General features: G+C 32.9%; 13 protein-coding genes, 1 tRNA gene and 2 pseudogenes. 8 read left to right on the top strand and 8 right to left on the bottom strand.

The window, feature by feature from the left end; genetic code table 11:
- The first annotated feature begins 170 nt into the window (after nt 1-170).
- The 3 genes from BAR153v2_RS04855 (at nt 171) to ppdK (ending at nt 4,272) form a co-directional block, all read left to right on the top strand.
- Nucleotides 171-665 carry a DUF721 domain-containing protein gene (locus BAR153v2_RS04855; protein WP_078680965.1) on the top strand — a complete coding sequence of 165 codons (495 nt, stop codon included), beginning with the start codon at nt 171-173 and terminating at the stop codon, nt 663-665.
- A gap of 89 nt (nt 666-754) precedes the next feature.
- Nucleotides 755-1,405, top strand: coding sequence for a DsbA family protein (locus BAR153v2_RS04850; RefSeq protein WP_078680549.1), 651 nt, complete (start codon nt 755-757; stop codon nt 1,403-1,405).
- 194 nt (nt 1,406-1,599) lie between these two features.
- Complete coding sequence (gene ppdK / locus BAR153v2_RS04845) at nt 1,600-4,272, top strand: pyruvate, phosphate dikinase (protein ID WP_078680964.1); 2,673 nt, start codon at nt 1,600-1,602, stop codon at nt 4,270-4,272.
- A 603-nt stretch (nt 4,273-4,875) separates the two neighbouring features.
- On the opposite strand, the gene BAR153v2_RS04840 is transcribed toward ppdK, so the two are convergent.
- Nucleotides 4,876-4,950, bottom strand: a tRNA-Gln gene (locus tag BAR153v2_RS04840).
- Between the two features lie 509 nt (nt 4,951-5,459).
- Complete coding sequence (locus BAR153v2_RS04835; RefSeq protein WP_078680963.1) at nt 5,460-6,245, bottom strand: DUF1499 domain-containing protein; 786 nt, start codon at nt 6,243-6,245, stop codon at nt 5,460-5,462.
- A 272-nt stretch (nt 6,246-6,517) separates the two neighbouring features.
- On the opposite strand from BAR153v2_RS04835, the gene BAR153v2_RS04830 reads away from it, so the two are divergent.
- The 3 genes and pseudogenes from BAR153v2_RS04830 (at nt 6,518) to BAR153v2_RS04825 (ending at nt 10,444) form a co-directional block, all read left to right on the top strand.
- On the top strand, nt 6,518-7,639 hold the full coding sequence (locus tag BAR153v2_RS04830; protein ID WP_244548639.1) for an outer membrane protein: 1,122 nt from the start codon (nt 6,518-6,520) through the stop codon (nt 7,637-7,639).
- Nucleotides 7,640-8,328: 689 nt separating this feature from the next.
- Nucleotides 8,329-8,454: pseudogene (locus BAR153v2_RS07685) on the top strand (helicase HerA-like domain-containing protein); the annotation flags it as partial.
- Between the two features lie 1,387 nt (nt 8,455-9,841).
- Nucleotides 9,842-10,444 (top strand): superoxide dismutase, encoded by a 603-nt coding sequence (locus BAR153v2_RS04825; RefSeq protein ID WP_078680548.1) that lies wholly within the window; start codon nt 9,842-9,844, stop codon nt 10,442-10,444.
- 84 nt (nt 10,445-10,528) lie between these two features.
- Here BAR153v2_RS04825 and BAR153v2_RS04820 read toward each other — a convergent pair.
- Nucleotides 10,529-12,621: pseudogene (locus tag BAR153v2_RS04820) on the bottom strand (S9 family peptidase).
- Between the two features lie 516 nt (nt 12,622-13,137).
- Here BAR153v2_RS04820 and BAR153v2_RS04815 point away from each other — a divergent pair.
- Nucleotides 13,138-13,575 carry a MucR family transcriptional regulator gene (locus tag BAR153v2_RS04815; protein ID WP_078680547.1) on the top strand — a complete coding sequence of 146 codons (438 nt, stop codon included), beginning with the start codon at nt 13,138-13,140 and terminating at the stop codon, nt 13,573-13,575.
- Between the two features lie 106 nt (nt 13,576-13,681).
- On the opposite strand, the gene BAR153v2_RS04810 is transcribed toward BAR153v2_RS04815, so the two are convergent.
- Complete coding sequence (locus tag BAR153v2_RS04810) at nt 13,682-14,092, bottom strand: SufE family protein (RefSeq protein WP_078680546.1); 411 nt, start codon at nt 14,090-14,092, stop codon at nt 13,682-13,684.
- Nucleotides 14,093-14,220: 128 nt separating this feature from the next.
- Nucleotides 14,221-14,577, bottom strand: coding sequence for a DUF5330 domain-containing protein (locus BAR153v2_RS04805; protein WP_078680961.1), 357 nt, complete (start codon nt 14,575-14,577; stop codon nt 14,221-14,223).
- Between the two features lie 1,129 nt (nt 14,578-15,706).
- Here BAR153v2_RS04805 and BAR153v2_RS04800 point away from each other — a divergent pair.
- Nucleotides 15,707-16,060 (top strand): hypothetical protein, encoded by a 354-nt coding sequence (locus BAR153v2_RS04800; protein WP_143245217.1) that lies wholly within the window; start codon nt 15,707-15,709, stop codon nt 16,058-16,060.
- A gap of 499 nt (nt 16,061-16,559) precedes the next feature.
- On the opposite strand, the gene BAR153v2_RS04795 is transcribed toward BAR153v2_RS04800, so the two are convergent.
- Genes BAR153v2_RS04795 through BAR153v2_RS04785 form a run of 3 tightly spaced genes read right to left on the bottom strand, consistent with a single transcriptional unit; the run spans nt 16,560 to nt 19,858 of the window.
- Nucleotides 16,560-17,099 carry a hypothetical protein gene (locus BAR153v2_RS04795; protein WP_078680544.1) on the bottom strand — a complete coding sequence of 180 codons (540 nt, stop codon included), beginning with the start codon at nt 17,097-17,099 and terminating at the stop codon, nt 16,560-16,562.
- Nucleotides 17,092-17,685 (bottom strand): DUF1214 domain-containing protein, encoded by a 594-nt coding sequence (locus BAR153v2_RS04790; RefSeq protein WP_143245216.1) that lies wholly within the window; start codon nt 17,683-17,685, stop codon nt 17,092-17,094. Before BAR153v2_RS04790 ends, BAR153v2_RS04795 begins: the two co-directional genes overlap by 8 nt.
- Before the next feature lie 10 nt (nt 17,686-17,695).
- On the bottom strand, nt 17,696-19,858 hold the full coding sequence (locus BAR153v2_RS04785; protein WP_078680542.1) for a transglycosylase domain-containing protein: 2,163 nt from the start codon (nt 19,856-19,858) through the stop codon (nt 17,696-17,698).
- Nucleotides 19,859-20,148 lie beyond the last annotated feature (290 nt).

Below are 20,148 nucleotides of genomic sequence, written 5' to 3'. Positions count from 1 at the left end.
ACAAAAAAGCATATATTTTGCAATTTATAGTTTGCTTTTAATAATTAATTATAAAAATTCTAATTCAGTAAACGCAGTTTTTTAAAGTTGTATTTATTATTAATTTTCAAAGTAGTGGCTTTAAATATCGAAAAGAAAACAATTATGATTTAATAATGGCCCAGGATGGAATGAGCAAAAACACACAAAAATATCATTTTTATTCTATTGCTGAAATGGTATCCGAAATGCTTGATCCGATTTTACGCAAAAGAACAGGACTTAATATAGCGCTCATAGAAAATTGGTCACAGATTGTCGGGCAGGATATTGGCGAACATACCATGCCGATCAAAATTATTTGGAAAGGTCGTGCAGATCAAAATGAAACATTTCATCCTGCGACACTTGTGGTAGCATGTGAAGGAATCGCTATGTTAAAGTTAATGCATGAAACAAATGAATTGATTCAAAGAATTAATAGTTTTTTTGGGTATATCGCTATTGACCGAATCAAAATTGAACACAAGCAGGTATCAGTTTTCACGGATTATTCGGAAGTAGAGCTATTCCCAAATAAAAAAAATAAACAACGCTTAAAAAAAATGCTTGAAGAGATTGAAGATAAAAGTTTACACCGATCACTTTATAAGCTTGGATATTGCATTTTGACGGAAAAAAAATAATAAAGAAGGAAAACCATTTTATATTTCTTTCCCTTAATGAAGAGGTATTAGATTTTTATTTGTTTAAGTCGAACAGAAAAGTGTTATTTATGATTAATTATCGTTTCATTGTATCTTTCGTAATAATTTTTATTTGGGGTGTAACTGCACAGGTTCATGCAACTACAACTTTAGTAAGTAAAGCTAAGCCAGTAGCAACCATTGATATGGCTGAGCTCCTTAAATCGGGTAAAGTTAAGGATAAAGTTGAGGGTGAAGACAATGCTCCTGTGATCATTATTGAATATGCTTCACTTTCATGCGCTTTTTGTGCTGATTTTTACAATGTAATACTTCCTCAACTTCGTAAAAAGTATATCAAAACAGGTAAAGTAAAACTTATTTTTCGGGATTTTTCTTATGATCCTCGGGCAACAGCGGGTTTTATGTTGGCTAGGTGTGCTCCAGAAGATCGTTATTTTCCTTTGATAGAAGTTTTGTTTCAAAAACAAAATGAGTGGGTTATGGCAGCAGACGCTTTGGAGCCATTGAAAAAAATTGCCTTTATGGCTGGTTTTACTGATGAAAGCTTTAATGCGTGCCTAAAAAATCAATCTATTTTGGACGAAGTGAATGCCTCTTTTGAACGTGGAAAAGAGCTTGGTGTTACAGCAACACCAACCTTCTTTATTAACGGTAAAAAGTATGAAGGTGCTATGTCAATGCAAGATTTCTTTTCAGTAATTGATAGTTTTCTTTAACAATATACATTGTTTCCAAAATGAAGATTGGTAATTATGATTGTTGGTCTTCTTATTGGAGAGGGGTACTTTTCATACCTTACTATAAGGCAGTATTTTATTTGGCTTCATTAATTTTAAAATCGAAAGACTATTTTTAATGATTAGCTTGGTCAAATAATATTTTGATACTGATAATTGAACGGATTTATATGATGGCAAAATGGGTTTATAGTTTTGGTAATGGTCAAGCAGAAGGAAGTGCGAGTGAATGTAATCTTCTTGGCGGTAAAGGAGCTAATTTAGCAGAAATGAGTAATCTTGGTTTGCCTGTTCCTCCTGGATTTACTCTTACAACAGAAGTTTGCAATTTTTATTATACTCATGGTGGTACATACCCAGAAGAATTGCAGGAGAATGTTAGACAAGCGCTCCAACGTATTGAAGAACAGACAGGACGGGAATTTGCTCATAAACAAGTGCCGCTTTTGCTTTCTGTCCGTTCAGGAGCTCGGGATTCTATGCCAGGGATGATGGATACGGTTCTTAATCTCGGTATGAATGACGATACTGTAAAAGCAATTGCTATACAAGCCAATAATGAATGCTTTGCTTATGATAGTTATCGTCGTTTTATTCAAATGTATTCCAATGTTGTTTTGGGGTTAGATCATTCACATTTTGAGGAAATTCTTGATGAAGTAAAAGCACGTAATGGTTACGGTGTTGATACAGAAATAACAGCAACTGATTGGAAAAACATTATTATTCTTTACAAAGCATGTGTTGAAGAGAAGTTAGGAGAACCTTTTCCGCAAGATCCTGAAAAACAATTATGGGGTGCAATTGGAGCAGTTTTTTCAAGTTGGATGACAGCACGTGCAATTACTTATCGTCGTTTACATAATATTCCTGAAAGTTGGGGAACAGCAGTTAATGTGCAAGCTATGGTGTTTGGCAATATGGGTGAAGATTCAGCAACGGGTGTTGCTTTTACACGTAATCCATCAACAGGGAAAAAAGAACTCTATGGTGAATTTTTAGTTAATGCACAGGGTGAAGATGTTGTAGCAGGTATTCGTACACCTCAGAATATTACCGAAGTTGCTCGTGTTGCTGCTGGTTCAAATAAACCATCATTGGAAAAAATTATGCCAGAAGCTTTTTCACAATTATGCCAGATTGCGCATAAGCTTGAACAGCATTATCGAGATATGCAAGATTTAGAGTTTACAATTGAAAAGGGTAAATTGTGGATGTTGCAGACTCGTTCAGGAAAACGAACAGCACGTGCAGCTTTAAAGATAGCGGTTGAGATGGTTGCGGAGGGGTTGATAAGCTGTGAAGAAGCGGTGATGCGGATTGAACCAAAATCACTTGATCAGCTTTTACATCCTATGCTTGATCCCAAGGCAAAGCGATGTGTTATAGCGCGTGGTCTACCTGCTTCCCCAGGGGCTGCAACTGGTGAAATTGTTTTTACATCTGAAGAAGCAGAAAGAGCGTCAATAGAAGGACGGAAAGTTATTTTAGTACGTGTAGAGACAAGTCCAGAAGATCTTCATGGTATGCATGCTGCAGAAGGAATTTTAACGACACGTGGTGGGATGACGAGTCATGCTGCTGTTGTCGCTCGCGGTATGGGAAAACCCTGTGTTTCTGGTGCCAGCAGTGTGCGGATTGATTATAAGACAAATACGATGATTGCTTCAGGTCAGAGCTTTCAAAAAGGCGATATTATTACAATAGATGGTGGAGTGGGAGAAGTTTTAGAAGGAAAGGTTGCAATGTTGCAGCCCGAACTTTGTGGAGATTTTGCTCAATTAATGGAATGGGCTGATGGAATGCGGCGAATGAAAGTTCGCGCTAATGCTGAAACAGTGACTGATGCACGTATGGGGCGTTCTTTTGGAGCTGAAGGTATTGGTCTTTGTCGTACTGAGCATATGTTCTTTACTGGTGAGCGTATCGTTGTTATGCGTGAAATGATTTTAAGTAATGATGCAGATGGACGTCGCAAAGCGTTGGATAAGCTTTTGCCAATGCAACGATCAGATTTCATTGAATTGTTTGAAATTATGTCTGGTTTACCTGTGACTATCCGTTTTTTAGATCCGCCTTTACATGAGTTTTTGCCAAAAACAGAAAAAGAAATTCTTAGTGTTGCAATGGCAATGGGGATTCCTTCTGAACTACTTGTAGAATGTGTGCACCAATTGCATGAATTTAATCCCATGCTTGGTTTACGGGGATGCCGTTTAATCATCACTTATCCTGAAATTGCTGAAATGCAAGCGCGAGCAGTTTTTGAAGCGGTAGTAGAATCAGCTAAGAAAACAGGATCTCCTGTCATTCCCGAAATTATGATACCACTCGTGGCTCTTAAGTCTGAATTGGATTTTGTTAAAGCGCGTATTGATTATGTTGCTGGTGAAGTGATGAAGGAAAAGAATGTTAATATTCAATACATAGTTGGGACAATGATTGAATTGCCAAGAGCTGCTCTTCGAGCGGATGAAATTGCAGAAACCGCAGAATTTTTTTCATTTGGAACAAATGACTTGACACAAACTACTTTTGGTATTTCGCGTGATGATGCAGCACCATTTTTGACAACTTATTTGCAAAAAGGACTTTTGGAAAAAGATCCTTTTGTATCGATTGATCAAGATGGAGTAGGAGAACTTATAGCTATTGCTTCAGAACGTGGGCGTTCTCAACGTGCGAAAATTAAACTGGGTATTTGTGGTGAACATGGAGGTGATCCTCATTCTATCGCTTTTTGTGAAGAAAATGGTCTAGATTATATTTCATGTTCGCCTTTTCGGGTACCGGTTGCACGTTTAGCAGCAGCGCAGTCAGCAATCGCCAAAAAAACTTTTTATTGAAGTGGTACAATCACTCATCGAGTAAAGTTGATATCTCCATTGTATAAAGTTGCTTTTGTTACAATCTTTTATATTCATTTTTAATTTTGCATGTTTTATCGATAGTTTCGATAGTATCTTTATAGATTAAAACAGCGCTTTAATTCTAAATGCTAGCAAGTTTTTTTTATAAACGATTAATAAGGAGCTATAAATTTATACTATTAAAATTTGTTCAAATTAATTATTACATAAATAATTTCTATCCTTTTCGACCTTGTCCTTTAGTAATAGAGCTACTACTTTCAATAATTTAATCTGGAATAGATATGAGCTTTTATAAATTAATCGGAACAAATTTTACTCTAAATTATTGATTGAATATCATAAACTTTCTTTTAATATAAAAATATAACTATAAAATTATTAGGGTATTAGTTTTGTTATCAGCAAGTACATATTCTTTAAATAAAGTACACTAGGTCTATTAAAGAATCTTATTGATTAGTTGTTATAATCTTTACATAGTACACGATGATGCAGTCAGCTATAAGTTGAAAAACAATTCAACAAAAATTAGGAATAGAGCTATAAATCAACACCTAAATTTTAATTAGGAGAAACTGGCTGGGGTACCTGGATTCGAACCAGGGAATGCCGGTACCAAAAACCGGTGCCTTACCGCTTGGCTATACCCCAAAGACAACATAATTACACTAGCGTTCGCGCCTTATAACGATTTTTACAACTGTACGCAATATGTGAAAGCAGAAGTGCTCATTTTTTCTTCTTATAAAAACTTATTTTTATCATGATATCATAAAAATACATTACTAGCTTCTAAGAAAATTACACTAAAAAATTAATTTGGTGTATATCAATTAAATCTTACATTTTCCTTATAGTAATTATTCTAACATTCAATATCTTATTATTTATAGTATAAAATTCATAAATATCTACATTTACGAGCGTATACAAATCAAAAAATATTGTATTTTAAAAATAATTGAAGAATCATAATTATAATCTATAAAAATACTATTTTGGTAAATGTAATTACAGAAATTATTCAATTACAAAGCTTATAAAATAATTTATTGTGGCATTAATTTAAAATTGTAGAAAATATCTCAATTATCTGTCTTTTTCTTATATCAAAATAAAATAATTATTTACTTTGAAAATGCAATCATATTTTATAATTTTTATTCATCGCTTGAAGAAAAAGGAATAGAAGCTATTTCTGTATCAAGTGCATCCATAAAAGCGATGATGAAAGCAGCATTCGTACCAAAATCTCTTGGCAAATGACGCGAAGTAGCACGCATATCAACAAAAGTTGTATCTCCTTCATCTGTTAAGCGAATTACAATATCGGAAATAAAACCTAGGCAAATAGTTTTTGCTATCGTCGCAATATAAAATTCATTATCTTCGCTTTTGATACTTTGTTGAGCTAGCACAGGCCAGCCGCGGGCTGCTAAGACATTAAAAACTGATTTACGAATATAATCAGGAGAGCCGTCATAACGACGTCCTGACATTTCTGGCCATTGTGACATTTGTACTGTTGCTTGTTTAATTAAATCATTTTTGAAAGGTAAAGAATCACTAGGACGCAGAGTACGGAAAAAAACTGGTGGTTTCTGTGTATCAGTAGAAACATCATAAATAGCTGGTAAGGCAAACCACCATCCAGTAGATAGCACCAGTGGTGTGGCAGTGATTAACGAAAAAATGATACCTTTCAGTGCTTTCATTCCACCTCGAATACCATGTGTCCATAACCTATAGAGTGCTTTGATGGCAAGAAAAAGAGAGAGAAAAATACAGCAAGCAGAAAGGCTTACTAAAACGATAAAATCACTGACACGAAGCATAGAATATCGTTGTAAAAGTGTTGAGAATAATAAAATAAGAAATGCCAATCCACTAAAACGAGGAGACCATACCGCTGCTCTTGAGGTAAACCAAACATATTCCTTTTTCATGAAACGTTTTTTCCCCAATAAAGTACTCTATTTATGTTTAATGGTATAAGTAAATAGAGCACTTACTTTTGAAATCAAGGGTACTTTAAGCAATATACATTCTCAATAATTAAAACTGATTTATTCATATGAATAACTATCAATTTGTTTTTTAGATAATTTATGTTAAATAGAGATATTCTTTAGAAAAAAGAAACAATTTGTTAGTAATATTATTTTGTTTATGATTCTTTAAACAAAATGTATTTTATTTAAATTTGGATTTTTGATAGATGAATATAAAATATTTAATGACAGTATCCATTTTAGCTATTAGTTTAACTTCTAGAATACAGGCAGCTGATATCGTAGTTCCTTCAAATTTAAAGTCAATTTCTGCTCCTGTTTATTCTTGGGAAGGCTTTTATCTTGGGGGACAGATGGGGAGCTTTTCTAGTTTTACTACTTTACAATATAATGATATAGATAAAACTAAAAAATGGAATTCGATTGATGAAGATTTCTCATCTGATCTTTCTGGAATCACGGGTGGTTTCTTCGCCGGTTTTAATTTTGATTGGGGTAATCGTTTTGTGCTAGGTATTGATACAGATATCGTTTTCTCTAATAAAAGGAATACAAAAGTTTTTGTTAAAAACAAAAAAAAACCAAAAGAGTTAGCACGCAGTCAAGCGCCTGTACGTGCAATGTCGATTCGTACACCATCGGGTGAAGAGATAGTAAGTGCTACGGGTAAGGAAATGGTAATTGTCTATCCACCTGTTTCTTCAACTCCAAGTTCTTTTCCAGTCGTTACTCATACAGTAAGTACTATAATAAATCCTAGAGGAGATACTCGTAGTGCAGAGAGTGGAGTAACTACTTCTTCTTCAGGACAAGCACGATCAAAAAGAAGTCTGCCTCAAGCTAATGTTGGTCAATCCTCTCAGTCTATCGTGAAAAAGGCTGTTGCTCCTGAGGGAATATCACCAATACCTGCTGCGAGAAATGTAAGTTCGCCAAACCCAACGTTAAGACAGCCTAATCTTGTTGAAACATATACTCATACTTTGAAACAGAAATGGATTGGTACTTCACGGATACGTTTAGGTTTGTCCGCTGGTCGTGTTATGCCTTATATTGCTGGTGGTATTGCTTATACAAAAATTCAAGGTACTTTTGCGAAGTCAATTAAGGAAATAGGTAAGGAAAATACTTCTGCGAGTTCGTTCGATAGTGCAGAAACAATGATTGGTTATACTCTTGGGGGTGGTTTTGATTTTGCCATGACTGATCGTATTCTGCTACGCTCAGAGTATCGTTACTCGGATTTTGGTGAGAAAAAATTCAACAAAATAAACCTAAAATACTATAAAACTAATGATTTTCGTGTCGGTTTAGCTTATAAATTTTAATTCGTTAAAGTATGAAGTTACTTAAAAGTTATATTTTTCTGAATGAAAGCCTTCTTTAAGGTAGTTGGGAAGGAATTTTCAGATAGCTATAGAGGTAAGTTTTGCAGAGTGAGAATTAGAAAATCCTATTTAAAATTTCATTATAAGGTTTCTATAATTAAAGGATGTAATGCAATAGAAATATTATGATGTGTAAATTTGCTGTTGGAATATAGACTTTTCAGATGAATTGTAGGAAGAGTCTAATGCAAGGTGATTGATTAGGCTAGAAATAAATTTATAGATAAGAAAGGCACAAGACTGATTTAAAAAATATAAGTTTTTCTAAATTTTATCTCATTTATGAAAAGTGTATCTATATTTTTATGGATAAAGCTGTGAGTTTCTTGAATAAGGAAAGAAGGTAGAGAATTTGGAAGTTTTGATTTTTTATTTCCAATATTTTTGTTCTTGTTTTGGTCTATTTCTGCAGTAATTATTAAAATATTATCAAGCGATAGGGGATAAAAAATGTTGATGTAGAAGACAATCGGGGCATTTTTCTTGGTATGCACTGTTAAAAAGAGAATAATAAATTTTAGTTTATACGATTTGGTTTCAGTATAAAAGCCGTCGTTGTTTAGTGATAGGGATAATAGGCAGGGCGTACAAGTTTTGGCGGAGTTTTTTAGTGGAAGGTATCCCAATTTTATACTGATATCAAAGGTGATTTATCTAGTATAGCAAAAGCTGTGGTGATGAGTGACAATATAAAAGAGAGAGCTGTTGAAATCGGGTTAAAAACGATGGAAATAAGCGATAATCTGGTTATTTGATTTATTGTAGGAACAATAGCATTCAATTTGTACAACAATAGCAGGTATGAAATTGCTGGTTTTGTTAAGCATATTAAATTAACGCTAGTACAGAAAGGTATACTGAATAGTATCTTTCGTATTGCTATTGATTAAGTTCTTTTCTTATTGGCTTGAAAGATCTGCAAGCACTATTTGTTTATAGTGCAGATTGTTTTTTCACTTGTCAGCTTGCTATAAAATATAGCTAAGGCGCTTGTTGGAGCCATTAAATAACGGCTTTTTGTTTTAGAAACGCAGGGTAGAAATCATTTTTTGGGTAAATTTATTATTGAGCTTTTTAATATTATGCTTACGCAAATTGATGAACGGAAAGTATAAATATATGTGTAGCAGATAAATGATTTTTTATTTGAGATCATATTCAATATTTCTTTTATAGTTACTGTTAAAACTTTTGGAACAACTTGCAGAAATTGGTAATTTAAAAAATTACGCTTGATTTTTTCTTTGATGAAGCACAGTTAATTTATTAATAATCTTCTTAAGATTACAATTAAGAAAATTAAACAGATTTTTTGCTTAATTTGGTTAAAAGGTGTTGGAATTTATTTTACAGAATCTATTTAATATTCCAGAAGCTATTTAAACTGAGTTTGGAAATTGTTTCAATATGTATTATATTCCATGTGAAGTTAAGGTGGTTAAGAGTTGCTGCTTCAACTTTTTGTGTTAATTCGTAGTTTGATACAATGAGGGCAGTAGAATAGTTTTCTATAGGAGAAGAACTTATTCCAACTTTAGAAAAAGAAGCAGTTCTATCGGTTGTGCAACATATATTAATTTTTCTTCCACATTCATAAATTAGGCCAATAATACAAAAGAAAGTGAGAAATTTATTGCCTCTAGTTTTTTTGGGATCAGTATGAACAAGATATTAAATGTGCTTCAGTTTATGGGATGTTATCAAGATCTAGAAGAAAAAACTTTAGTTTCTAAAAAGTAGTCGCTAGCAACCTTATTTTGGCTGCAGTGATAAGAGGAGTAACAAGTTCAATCATAATATGCTAGAAAGAATTTTGTAAAAACAGGTAAGAATATTTTCGTGGTGTGTTGGGCAATATTTTATGTCGAAAATTTAAGGGCCGATAGCTATTAACTATTCTTCTTTTTGTTATTTAAAAGTAATTTGATATTCTGTAGATAATCAGATTAGGAATATTTATCAGAATATGATTGTATTCAAGGTAGTATCATTGATTAATGATCAAATATCTTCAAAGAGCTATTATAGTATATATTATTCAGTTGATATCAAACATTATTAGATATTTGCGCTTAAAAATATTATAAGTATCAAATTAGATTTAGGAGTGAGATTAATAATTAGAAACGAGGAGATTTTTAGATGACTTTTAAATTAGCTGAGTTGCCTTATGATTATGATGCCCTTTCGCCTTATATGTCACGCGAAACACTTGAATATCATCATGATAAGCACCACCTTGCTTATCTTACAAATACTAATAATTTTATAAGAGATTTAGGCTTAGAAGATAAGAGTCTTACAGACCTTATTAGGGAAAGCTTTGGAAAAAATCCTGGTTTGTTTAATAATGCAGCTCAGTATTATAATCACAACCATTTTTGGAATTGGATGAAGAAAGGTGGTGGAGGACAAAAACTTCCTGTAAAATTAGCTAAAGCTATCGAATCTGATCTTGGTGGTTATGATAAATTCCGTGCAGATTTTATGGCAGCTGGTGGTGCTCAATTTGGGTCTGGTTGGGCGTGGGTTGTTCTTAAAGATGATAAACTAGAAATTATGAAAACACCAAATGGTGAGAATCCTTTAATTCATGATGCGCAACCTATTCTAGGTGTTGATGTGTGGGAGCACTCCTATTATATTGATTATCGTAATGCTCGTCCAAAATATTTAGAGGCATTTGTGGATCATTTAATTAATTGGGATTATGTTTTAGAACTTTATGAAAGCTATGGATTATAGAAGCAGGAGTGTATAGTTCATTATAATTAATAAAGGCTTCAAATTTATAGTTTATGAAGCCTTTTATAGGATAAAATATTGAAGTTAGAAGTTATTTTTTCCTACTATTTTTAGAATGTATGCGTATATATATGCAATTTCTTCTAATTTTGAGAGACGTCCAGCGGCACCTGCATGGCCTGTATCCATATTAATACGCAATAAAACTGCATTATCATCTGTTTTTAAATCACGTAATTTCGCTATCCATTTGGCAGGCTCCCAGTACGTTACGCGAGGATCTGTTAATCCTGCAATGGCAAGAATAGGAGGATATTGTTGAACCTTGATATTATCATAGGGTGAATAGGAGGAAATAAGATGATAATCTTCTTTAGATTCAAGAGGGTTACCCCATTCTGGCCATTCTGGGGGAGTTAGAGGCAACGAAGCGTCGAGCATTGTTGTTAGGACGTCTACAAAAGGAACATTCGCGATAATAGCAGCAAAATCCTGTGGGGCTATATTTGCTACGGCACCCATTAACATTCCTCCTGCTGAGCCACCATAGGCAATTAGTCGGTCATGAGCAGTGAACTTATTATTGACGAGATGACGTCCACAGGCAATAAAGTCTGTAAACGTGTTTTTTTTAAAGTGGTGTTTTCCTTTTTCATACCATTCTGTCCCTTTTCTTTTCCTCCACGAATATGGGCAATTGCATAAATAAAGCCTCTATTGACTAGCGAAAATATATTACTATTGAAATTTGCAGGAATTGAGATTCCATAGGCGCCATAGCCGTAAAGAAGGCAAGGCGCATTACCATTAAGATCAGTAGTCTTATGATAAAAAAGGGAGATAGGGATTTTCTCTCCATCACTTGCAGTTGCCATAATACGTTGTGTTATATAATTATCTTGATTATGCCCAGAGGGAATATTTTGCGTTTTTAAAAGAACTTTTTTACGATTTTTTATTGCATAATCAAAAACTTGATTAGGGGTTGTCATAGATGAATAAATAAATCGAATAGTCTGGCTGTTGTATTCAGCCGCCCCTTGCAGATCTAAAGAATAAGCCTCTTCTGTAAAAGCAATAGAATGAGTTTTTTTAGTGCTCCGCTCCATGATTTGTATACGGGGGAGTCCCTCAAATTGTTCAAGCCAAATTAGAAATTCTTGATAAGCATCATGCGAAAGGATGAGACGCCCAAATTGATGTGGTACAATTTCAGACCAGTGTTCTGATTGCGGTGATGTATATGGTGCTACCATAATTTTGAAGTCTTTTGCATTATCTCGATTAGTGAGAATATAAAAGACATCGCCTCCTTCTGTGAGTGAGTATTCAATGCCTTTTTCTCTTTTTCGTACACATTGAGGAGAATTGAGAGGAGCATTGGCAGAGATCAGCCAGACTTCTGAAGTTTCATGATCATGAATATTAATATAAATAAAGTCATTCAGTTTAGAACCACTCACATATAGAAAAAATCCTGGGTCATTTTCACAAAAAATAAGTTTATCTTGAGCTTGATCAGTACCTAATCGGTGATAATAAAGTTCTGAAGGGCGATGATTTTTATCCATTTTAGTATAAAAAAATCCTTCAGAATTGGCATCCCACACGATTTGTCCGGATGTATTAGTGATTGTATCAGTATAGTGAGGCAATACTCCAAAATTATGAATTTTAGTTGTATAATATTCAGAGCCTTTATCATCATAAGTCCATGCTGCATATTTATGATTGGGAGATATTTGAACTGTACCAAATTTGAAATAATCTTTACCATTCGCCAAAACATCACCATTAAGGTAAATGTTTTTTTCTCCACCATTTCTTGGTGTGCGGAAATAATGTGGTTGTTGACCTCCGGTTACATAAGAGAAACCATAGGCAAAAGGTCCATGTTTTATAGGAACAGAACTGTCATTTTCTTGAATACGGTTTTTCATTTCTGAAAAAAGTAAGTCTTGTAATGGTTTTGTATCAGCCATTTGATCAGCCTGGTAGGCATTTTCTGCTTCGAGGTGTTGTTTAATATTGTTATCAAGACAGCTGGTTTTTTTTAAAACATCTTGCCAGTTTGAGGCCCGCAGCCAATGATAAGGATCTTCGCGGTAAATACCGTGATGAATTTCTTTATGAATAATTTTTGGTGCTTTTGGAGGGAGTATAGACGAACGAGACATGCATAGCCCTATGAAGATATCAGTATTTTCTATGTGTTAAATCAAGATTATTGATAGATTAATTCAAGTCCAATGCCTAGTAGGATTTTATTTATTTGTAAAAATATAAATTAGATAGATTTTACAATTTATGTACTACATTTTTATTCATGATATTTGTTTTTTATTATTGAAATTAAAAATAATTCCTTAAATTATTTTTTTGTTAAGAAAAGACTAATTTTTGATACCAAAATTGAAATTGATGGAACTAATACAGGATGTGGCGTTATTATTTAAAACGAAAAATTTTTTTATATTATAAATTTGCATTTGGCATTTCTAATTCTATGTTTTTTTATTATATAATATGACAACAAAGAGAAGTTTATTTGATTTTTTTGTGTTAACGCAATTTTATAGAATAATTGAATTGACAAAAAATATTTTTGTACAATATGAACCTTATATAGGTATAATCTCGTTATTACGAGTGTAAATACAATGATGTCTCGGTTAAAATTAAAGGAAATAAGAATGGAACATCGTCCAGTCCTGGAGACTGAAAGCAATTTAGTTATTACGTTGGTTGCCGATATTGTTGCTGCTTATGTGAGTAATAATTCGATACGGCCGGCGGAAGTGCCAAGTTTGATTGCTGATGTTCATGCTGCTTTTCTAAAAGCGGGGAATATGACATTAGCGGAAGTTGAAGTCGAAAAACAAAGGCCTGCTGTTAATCCAAAACGTTCAATCTTTCCTGATTATCTTATCTGTCTTGAAGATGGAAAGAAGTTTAAGTCTTTAAAGCGTCATCTCATGACTCATTACGGGATGTTGCCCGAGGAATATCGTGAAAAGTGGCAATTGGACAGCTCTTATCCCATGGTTGCACCTAATTATGCGAAAGCACGTTCAGCTTTGGCTAAAGAAATGGGGCTTGGACATAAAAGCGAAAGAAAGAAAATCAAATGATTGCGTTATTTCAAAGATATTGTCTTAATTTGAAGTCTAGAAGTATTTTTTAGAAAGCATGTTAGTGATAAAGATTTAATGTATTTTGGAGAAAAGAGTCTTATTGTTATAGAAAACTTTCTGCACGAATTCGTTTAATCATTGCTTTAAGGCCATTAGATCGTTGTGGCGTTAAGTTTTCGTTTAGACCAAGCTTTGCAAGAAGTCCTTCAACATCAGCTACACGGATTTCGGAAGCTTTTTTGCCTGAATAGAAAGCAAGAAGGATGTAGATCAGACCACGCACAATGTGAGCATCAGAATCTCCTTGGAATGTTAATATTGGATTTTCTGAGTTATCGCGTGAGGAAAAAAGCCATACTTGACTAACACAACCACGAACTTTGTTAGTATCGTTTCGCGCACTTTCTGGAAAAGATGGTAATCTATGACCAAGCTCAATTACATAGCGATAACGATCTTCCCAGTTATCAAGCTGGGAAAAATCCTCTATAATATCATCGATCGTTCTTGTCATAATAAACTTTTTCCTTGTTTTCTGAAGCGCTTTTATGATACTTCTTGTTGACAGAATTACTTTATTTTTAATGAAGTCAATGAGAAGTACTAGAAGAAATAAGAGTATTTTTATAAGATAAGTTTGTATTATTTATTTTCTTTTGTTTTTTGTATCTGTGCTGGAGCTATTTTTTGGGGGGCTCTCGTGTTTTTATTGTTAAATGTATGGTCAAGATATTCATAGATAATTTTTGAACCATTACGTGCGCGTTCACCCATTGATCCTAAAAAGGATTTTCCGATTCTACAAGCCTCTATGTTTCGTTCACAGAACATTCCTAAATCATTTATAGTTTCCTTAAAAGCAATAATCATATCTCTTGTTGTTGTATCAGTTTCTTTAGAGGAGGAAGAATTATTATTGTTTTGCTTCGTTGTAAAAAACGAGATGATTATAAAAATAAAAAATAAAAAAAATGCTGATTTTATTAAAAAACGTATCATATGAGACCAATCTGCTGCTATTATAAATGAATATAAGGGTAACTTATAATATTTTTGATGCGACATTCATAATGCTTAATATTTTATGAAATTGAGCATTCGTTTTGAAGGATTTATCTCGTGAATGATATTATAAAATATATATTTGGATTGTATATAAATAATATTTTACCATTGTTTCATTAAAAATTGAACATTAAATTTGTCTGTAGATAGAAAGTGTTGAGAACGTATATCATTTGTATTCTAAGTAGAATATAAATAGGATGATTACCTTATAAGAGGTATGAACAGTAGGCATTTAATGATATTTAGATAATATGCGAAGTTGCTGTACAGCCTTTGTATGCATTATGCTGTTTTATGGATAGTTTTAAGCAGAAAAGTGTTTTATAAATACTCTCTTCTAAAATGATTGAATGAAATTTTAGGCTTTTGAAATTAATCGGAGAAATATAGAAAATTCTAGTAAAATACAGTGCATTTTTAATATTATAACGTAAAGCTAATATTAAATTATAGATTAATCCAGATAAGAGACTGATTTAATTTTTAGTATTTTTTAAGTTGTTTTTCTCATTGTTCAAATTATTCGTGGGACTTTCATATTTTTGCGAGTGAAATTTTATTTTATGGCAAAAGAAAAAATAACCAATTTGTGTTAAAAAGATTGAGGAGTTTTTTTATTATCTTGAAAATTTCAAATACAGTTATAGATGAAGTCTATGAAATTTATTAAATACTAACAGCATGGGTTGCCATTTGCATATTATATTATATCTGAAATAATTATACTAATTTATTGTTATACAAAGATGTAAATTTATTATTACATTATCTTTGAGAAGTGTATGTTGTGTTTTACGATAAAGCTTAATTTGATTTTAAATGTTATCAAATATGGGTACAAAAGGAGTGTAATCAAATTAATTATACAATGCGACTGAGATAGTAATAGAAAAAATAATTGGATGAAATAATAGCTTAATATGAAATAAAATGCTGTATAGTAGGAATTTCTTTTAGTCGTGTTAAAGTTCTGTTGAATGTAAGATCAAGGGATAGAGAATGTAATATAAATATATCTTTCATTAACTGAAAATGAAAATAATATATGTTAGTTTCTATTATGGCAAATAAACGAAAGAAACAAAAAAATAATTCTGTAAAACAGAGGATTATTACTATAGCGTTCTTGGCAGGAATGTTCCGTTTTGTTTTTTGGCTAATAAAACAGTTTTATCGCCATACATGTGCAAATGCTTGTTTAGTTATAGGATTATTTATTTTTATTATAAGTTTTGGATTTTTTATCATTAATGCCTTGTTTTCACAAATGAAAACGCATCAAGATGTATTGACTAATATAAATTTAGCATTGGTTCCAGCTGTAATAGAAGATTCTATTTTATCTGAAAAACAAATAAGAAACAAAGTGGGTTCTCATATCGTTTCTGTTTCTATTTCAAGTAGTTTATATTAAGATTTATCTTCGTGCTTGCTCAAAGAGCTATATCAGCAAATCTAATGGATATGCAGAAAAAATTAGCAAAATTAAATTTTATGGTGGTCTTCTAGATGAAGTAAGTAGCGCCAATATATATCATATTAGAGCATAGTAAGAATAGAAAATGATCCGTAAGGATTTATCAAAAAAGTCTTTTATTATAAATAATCAGAGAATTATAGTTTTTATTTATTAGGTATAGTGGCATTAAGATAGCAAATGCTTCAATAACGAGATTGAATGCTTTACTCAAAGAAGCCATTTAAATGTTGTGTTGTCGATATTATTTTGAGAAAGAGAGCTTTATATATTGTTTAGCTCTTAGAGAAATAATCATTTGTATAGAAGATTAAAAAACTAAAAATGATTTTAAATAGTCAAAAATATTTATACTCTCCCATAATAGAAAAATTGATTACAAGACTTTGATTAAAATACTAAAGTTGGTTTGTTAAATTAAAGATCAGGGCAATTTTCATTTATTGAATATATGACAAGTTGCTTTTGCAAGAAAGGATTCACTTTCTTTTTTTTCAAGTGGAGATGGAGTGAATACACGTAAAATAGTAAAACCTTCATTTGATTTTTGAGAGACTAAAACTGAATTAAGAGTATGCTCAATTTTTGATTGTTTGAGTTTTGTTATTTGTAAAGGGCTTCCGATAATAAGATTGAGTTTAGCATTTGGGGTTGTTTTATCATTGAGATTGTAAAAAATAATTCCTTCGCTTGTATAGGCTGACAATGACCAAAATTTTGTTGTTTGCGGAGTGGTTAAGTGAACAGGACCATTTTCCAGATTAAATTTGCATACTTTAAGAAGAAATAAAGGATCCATAGATTGGCGAATAGGATTATATGAAGCCAGGTCAACAAATTGATAAGGAGGCCCTATTTTTTCAAGGCTTGTCCATATATTATTTTGTGTGTAATGAGGAATTAACAGTAAAATACCAATATGAACAATGATCGTACTGAGGCCTATAAGAAGAATTGTATGAATGAATTTAAACACATTTTTCTCCTGATGGAATTCGTTCTACAGAGGGCATCATAGGTTTTCGTAATGCTGTTGTAGAGAGAATTGAAGTGTCATATAAGTTCAGGATAAGTCCAAATTCTTTTTTACTAGTTGATGCAAGCCAATTGCCTGTTTGCGGTGTTGATGAGATATTTATCCGTAATGAACCATCATTTTCATAAATTACGTTGTAGGTGTGGAGTGCAGAAGGCGTATTTTTCGTTGAAGTGTATGGTCTAAGGAATTTATCAGCTGTATACAGAGTAAAGAGACGCGTTTCAGGAATGTGTCCTTTAAGTAAATAATGGCAGCCGGGGCGTAACGGATGCCCCTGGTTATCTGTCCAAAGTTGGAAAATGAGATTTTCTGGATATCCAAGGGAAATATTACCATGCTTTGCAGTGCGTGCGCGGATGTAAGGATCAGCTTTAGCTGTTCCTATGTGTAAATAGCTCTTCCATTCTTTAATCTTTAAATACTCAAAATTGATGGCATTATTAAGCATATAATTAACGCTGAATATTCCACATAAAATGGAAACAATGAAGATTAGAAAAGTAAAAGTGATATTAAAAAGCACTGTAGGATACTCAAATTGCATTTGTTGAAGAAAAAATAGTTTTCGTATTTGATAAGGTCATATTTGTTAGTTTTTGTAGGTCTTTGTTGATAGAACGTATAGCGTTTAATGTTGCTGGTGAGAGTATTTGCGGCAATTTAGAATTGATATAAGGATTATTATCATGGGAAGAATTAATCGGCGATTGATAAGGTAAAATAGAATTTTTTACTCCATAGAGTGGTTGAAGAACTGTATTTTGATGGGCATAGAGCATAATGCGATGCCATATCATGGCAGGAATAACACCACCAAAAGCGCGATTCATAGGTGAGAAATCATCGTTTCCCATCCATACAGCACCGGTATAATTACCAGTAAAGCCAACAAACCAAGCATCACGGTAGGCTTGTGATGTTCCAGTTTTTCCAGCAACAAGTGACATGGGCAGCGCTGCACGTTTACCAGATCCTCGTGTTGTAACGCCAACCAGCATTTGATTCATATAAACAGCGGATTGTTGACTGATAACTTGATATGATTTGTTACCATTACGTGCCCAATCCCATATTACATGACCATCTATTGTGCTGATTCGTGTAAAACCGTGGCGATTTCCAGCTATGCCTCCATTAGCGAAGACATTAAAACCAATTGCTTGATCCATTGGTGTCATATTGGATGTTCCTAAAACCATGGTTTTGTGTGATAAAATATGAGAATTAATACCCATATTTTTAATCAAATTTCTAATTGGTTGAGTATCACGATTAAGATACTGGTAAGTAATATGGACAGGTACTGTATTAATAGAAAAGGCTAAAGCAGTTGCTAAATCGACATTGCCGATATAACGGCCAGAATTATTTCGTGGCGACCAACCGCCCCAATTGATAGGTTTATCAGATACTATAGTATTGGGGGATAAACCATGTTCCATTGCAGTTGCATAAACGTATGGTTTGAATGAAGAACCAGGCTGTCGACCACCTTGTGTTGCTCTATTAAACTGGCTTTTTTCATAATCAAGTCCTCCGACAATTGCGCGTACAGCTCCGTTATTATCAAGAATAACGGTGGCTGCTTGTGTTACGCGATATTGTTGACCGTATTGGTATAGATAATATTCGATTGCTTCTTCTGCTGCTCGTTGAATATTGGGGTCAAGAGTGGTTTGAACAATTAAGGTATGGCTTGGTAATTGATTGCTGATTTGGCGTATTTCATCAAATATCCAATCAAGAAAATAATTAGGCTGACTGTTTTTTACTTTTGTAATAATCTTAGCAGGGTGGCGGTATGCTTTGATAATTTGGCTATCCGTCATAAAATTACTGTCAACAAGATTAGATAGAACTGTATTTGCACGTGCTTGTGCAGCAGGTAAGTTGCTATGGGGAGCATATTTTGTTGGTGCTTTAAAAAGACCAGCTAATATCGCAGATTCTGCTAAAGATATGTTGCGTACATTTTTATCAAAATAAAATTTTGATGCCGCTGCAATACCAAAATTATTTCCTCCCATGTATACGCGTTCAAGATAGAGTTGCAAAATTTGTTTTTTGCTGAGATTTGCTTCCAGCCATAGAGCAAGGTAAGCTTCTTTAATTTTGCGTGTTATAGTTCTTTCATGTGTTAAAAATAAATTTTTCGCGAGTTGTTGTGTAAGAGTTGAACCACCTTGAACGATAATTTTAGCTTGTATATTTTGTGTAATTGCTCGTATAAGACCATAAAAATCAATTCCCCAATGATGAAAAAAACGGCGATCTTCTGTTGCAAGAACTGCTTTGATAAGATACTCAGGCATTTCCTCGACAGGGACAGATAGAGCTGGTAAAGCTCCACGGTGTCCAATAGAATTTCCATAGCGGTCTAGAAAAAGAATGGAAAAATTCTTGGATGAATACCAATCTTTTTTTGTTAATTCAAAAACAGAAAGACCAACGATGGTGAATAAAGTAAAACCAATCAACCCTAATGTTAATGTTTCATCGAGGATTTCAACGATACACCGTTTCCATCCTCGTACATGAAAACGTTGCGAAATAAGAGCTGTTCTATTCCAGAAGAAATTGTGAGAAGTACGGATATTGTAAAGTGTCGTGTCTAGCCATGCGTCTAATTCAATAAGTTTAGGGCTATGGAATGGTTTATTTTGTTGGATTTTCTTTTTTTTCAAAAAATCAAACATAAAAAGCCTATGCTAAAGTAGTGCAATTAAATAATCTAATAATAATTATATGGAGTATAAGAACTTTTTTGCTATAGGCATGACAAAAAAAGAATGTATTTAGAACTTTGATACTTAATTTATTTGACATATATATTTAGTTTTGCAGGTCATTTAAAAATGAATTTATAATTATTAAAATTTTAATATTACGATATATATAATAAGATTATATTTTTCTTTGTGTAATTTTAATTTAAGAAATAAACTAACTCGTTTATTCGTTTTCTATTCAGATAATATGACTTATA

The sequence above is a fragment of the Bartonella sp. AR 15-3 genome (assembly GCF_002022445.1).
In the GTDB taxonomy this organism is placed as follows: Bacteria; Pseudomonadota; Alphaproteobacteria; order Rhizobiales; family Rhizobiaceae; genus Bartonella.
The sequence above is the reverse complement of the archived record's forward strand: the minus strand, read 5'-3'. Positions and strand labels throughout refer to the sequence as shown.

Bases quoted from the DNA above. Each gene is read 5' to 3' on its own strand.
- BAR153v2_RS04855 (WP_078680965.1), top strand. From the start codon at position 171: ATGAGCAAAAACACACAAAAATATCATTTTTATTCTATTGCTGAAATG.
- BAR153v2_RS04850 (WP_078680549.1), top strand. From the start codon at position 755: ATGATTAATTATCGTTTCATTGTATCTTTCGTAATAATTTTTATTTGG.
- ppdK (WP_078680964.1), top strand. From the start codon at position 1,600: ATGGCAAAATGGGTTTATAGTTTTGGTAATGGTCAAGCAGAAGGAAGT.
- BAR153v2_RS04835 (WP_078680963.1), bottom strand. From the start codon at position 6,245: ATGAAAAAGGAATATGTTTGGTTTACCTCAAGAGCAGCGGTATGGTCT.
- BAR153v2_RS04830 (WP_244548639.1), top strand. From the start codon at position 6,518: ATGAATATAAAATATTTAATGACAGTATCCATTTTAGCTATTAGTTTA.
- BAR153v2_RS04825 (WP_078680548.1), top strand. From the start codon at position 9,842: ATGACTTTTAAATTAGCTGAGTTGCCTTATGATTATGATGCCCTTTCG.
- BAR153v2_RS04815 (WP_078680547.1), top strand. From the start codon at position 13,138: ATGGAACATCGTCCAGTCCTGGAGACTGAAAGCAATTTAGTTATTACG.
- BAR153v2_RS04810 (WP_078680546.1), bottom strand. From the start codon at position 14,092: ATGACAAGAACGATCGATGATATTATAGAGGATTTTTCCCAGCTTGAT.
- BAR153v2_RS04805 (WP_078680961.1), bottom strand. From the start codon at position 14,577: ATGATACGTTTTTTAATAAAATCAGCATTTTTTTTATTTTTTATTTTT.
- BAR153v2_RS04800 (WP_143245217.1), top strand. From the start codon at position 15,707: ATGGCAAATAAACGAAAGAAACAAAAAAATAATTCTGTAAAACAGAGG.
- BAR153v2_RS04785 (WP_078680542.1), bottom strand. From the start codon at position 19,858: ATGTTTGATTTTTTGAAAAAAAAGAAAATCCAACAAAATAAACCATTC.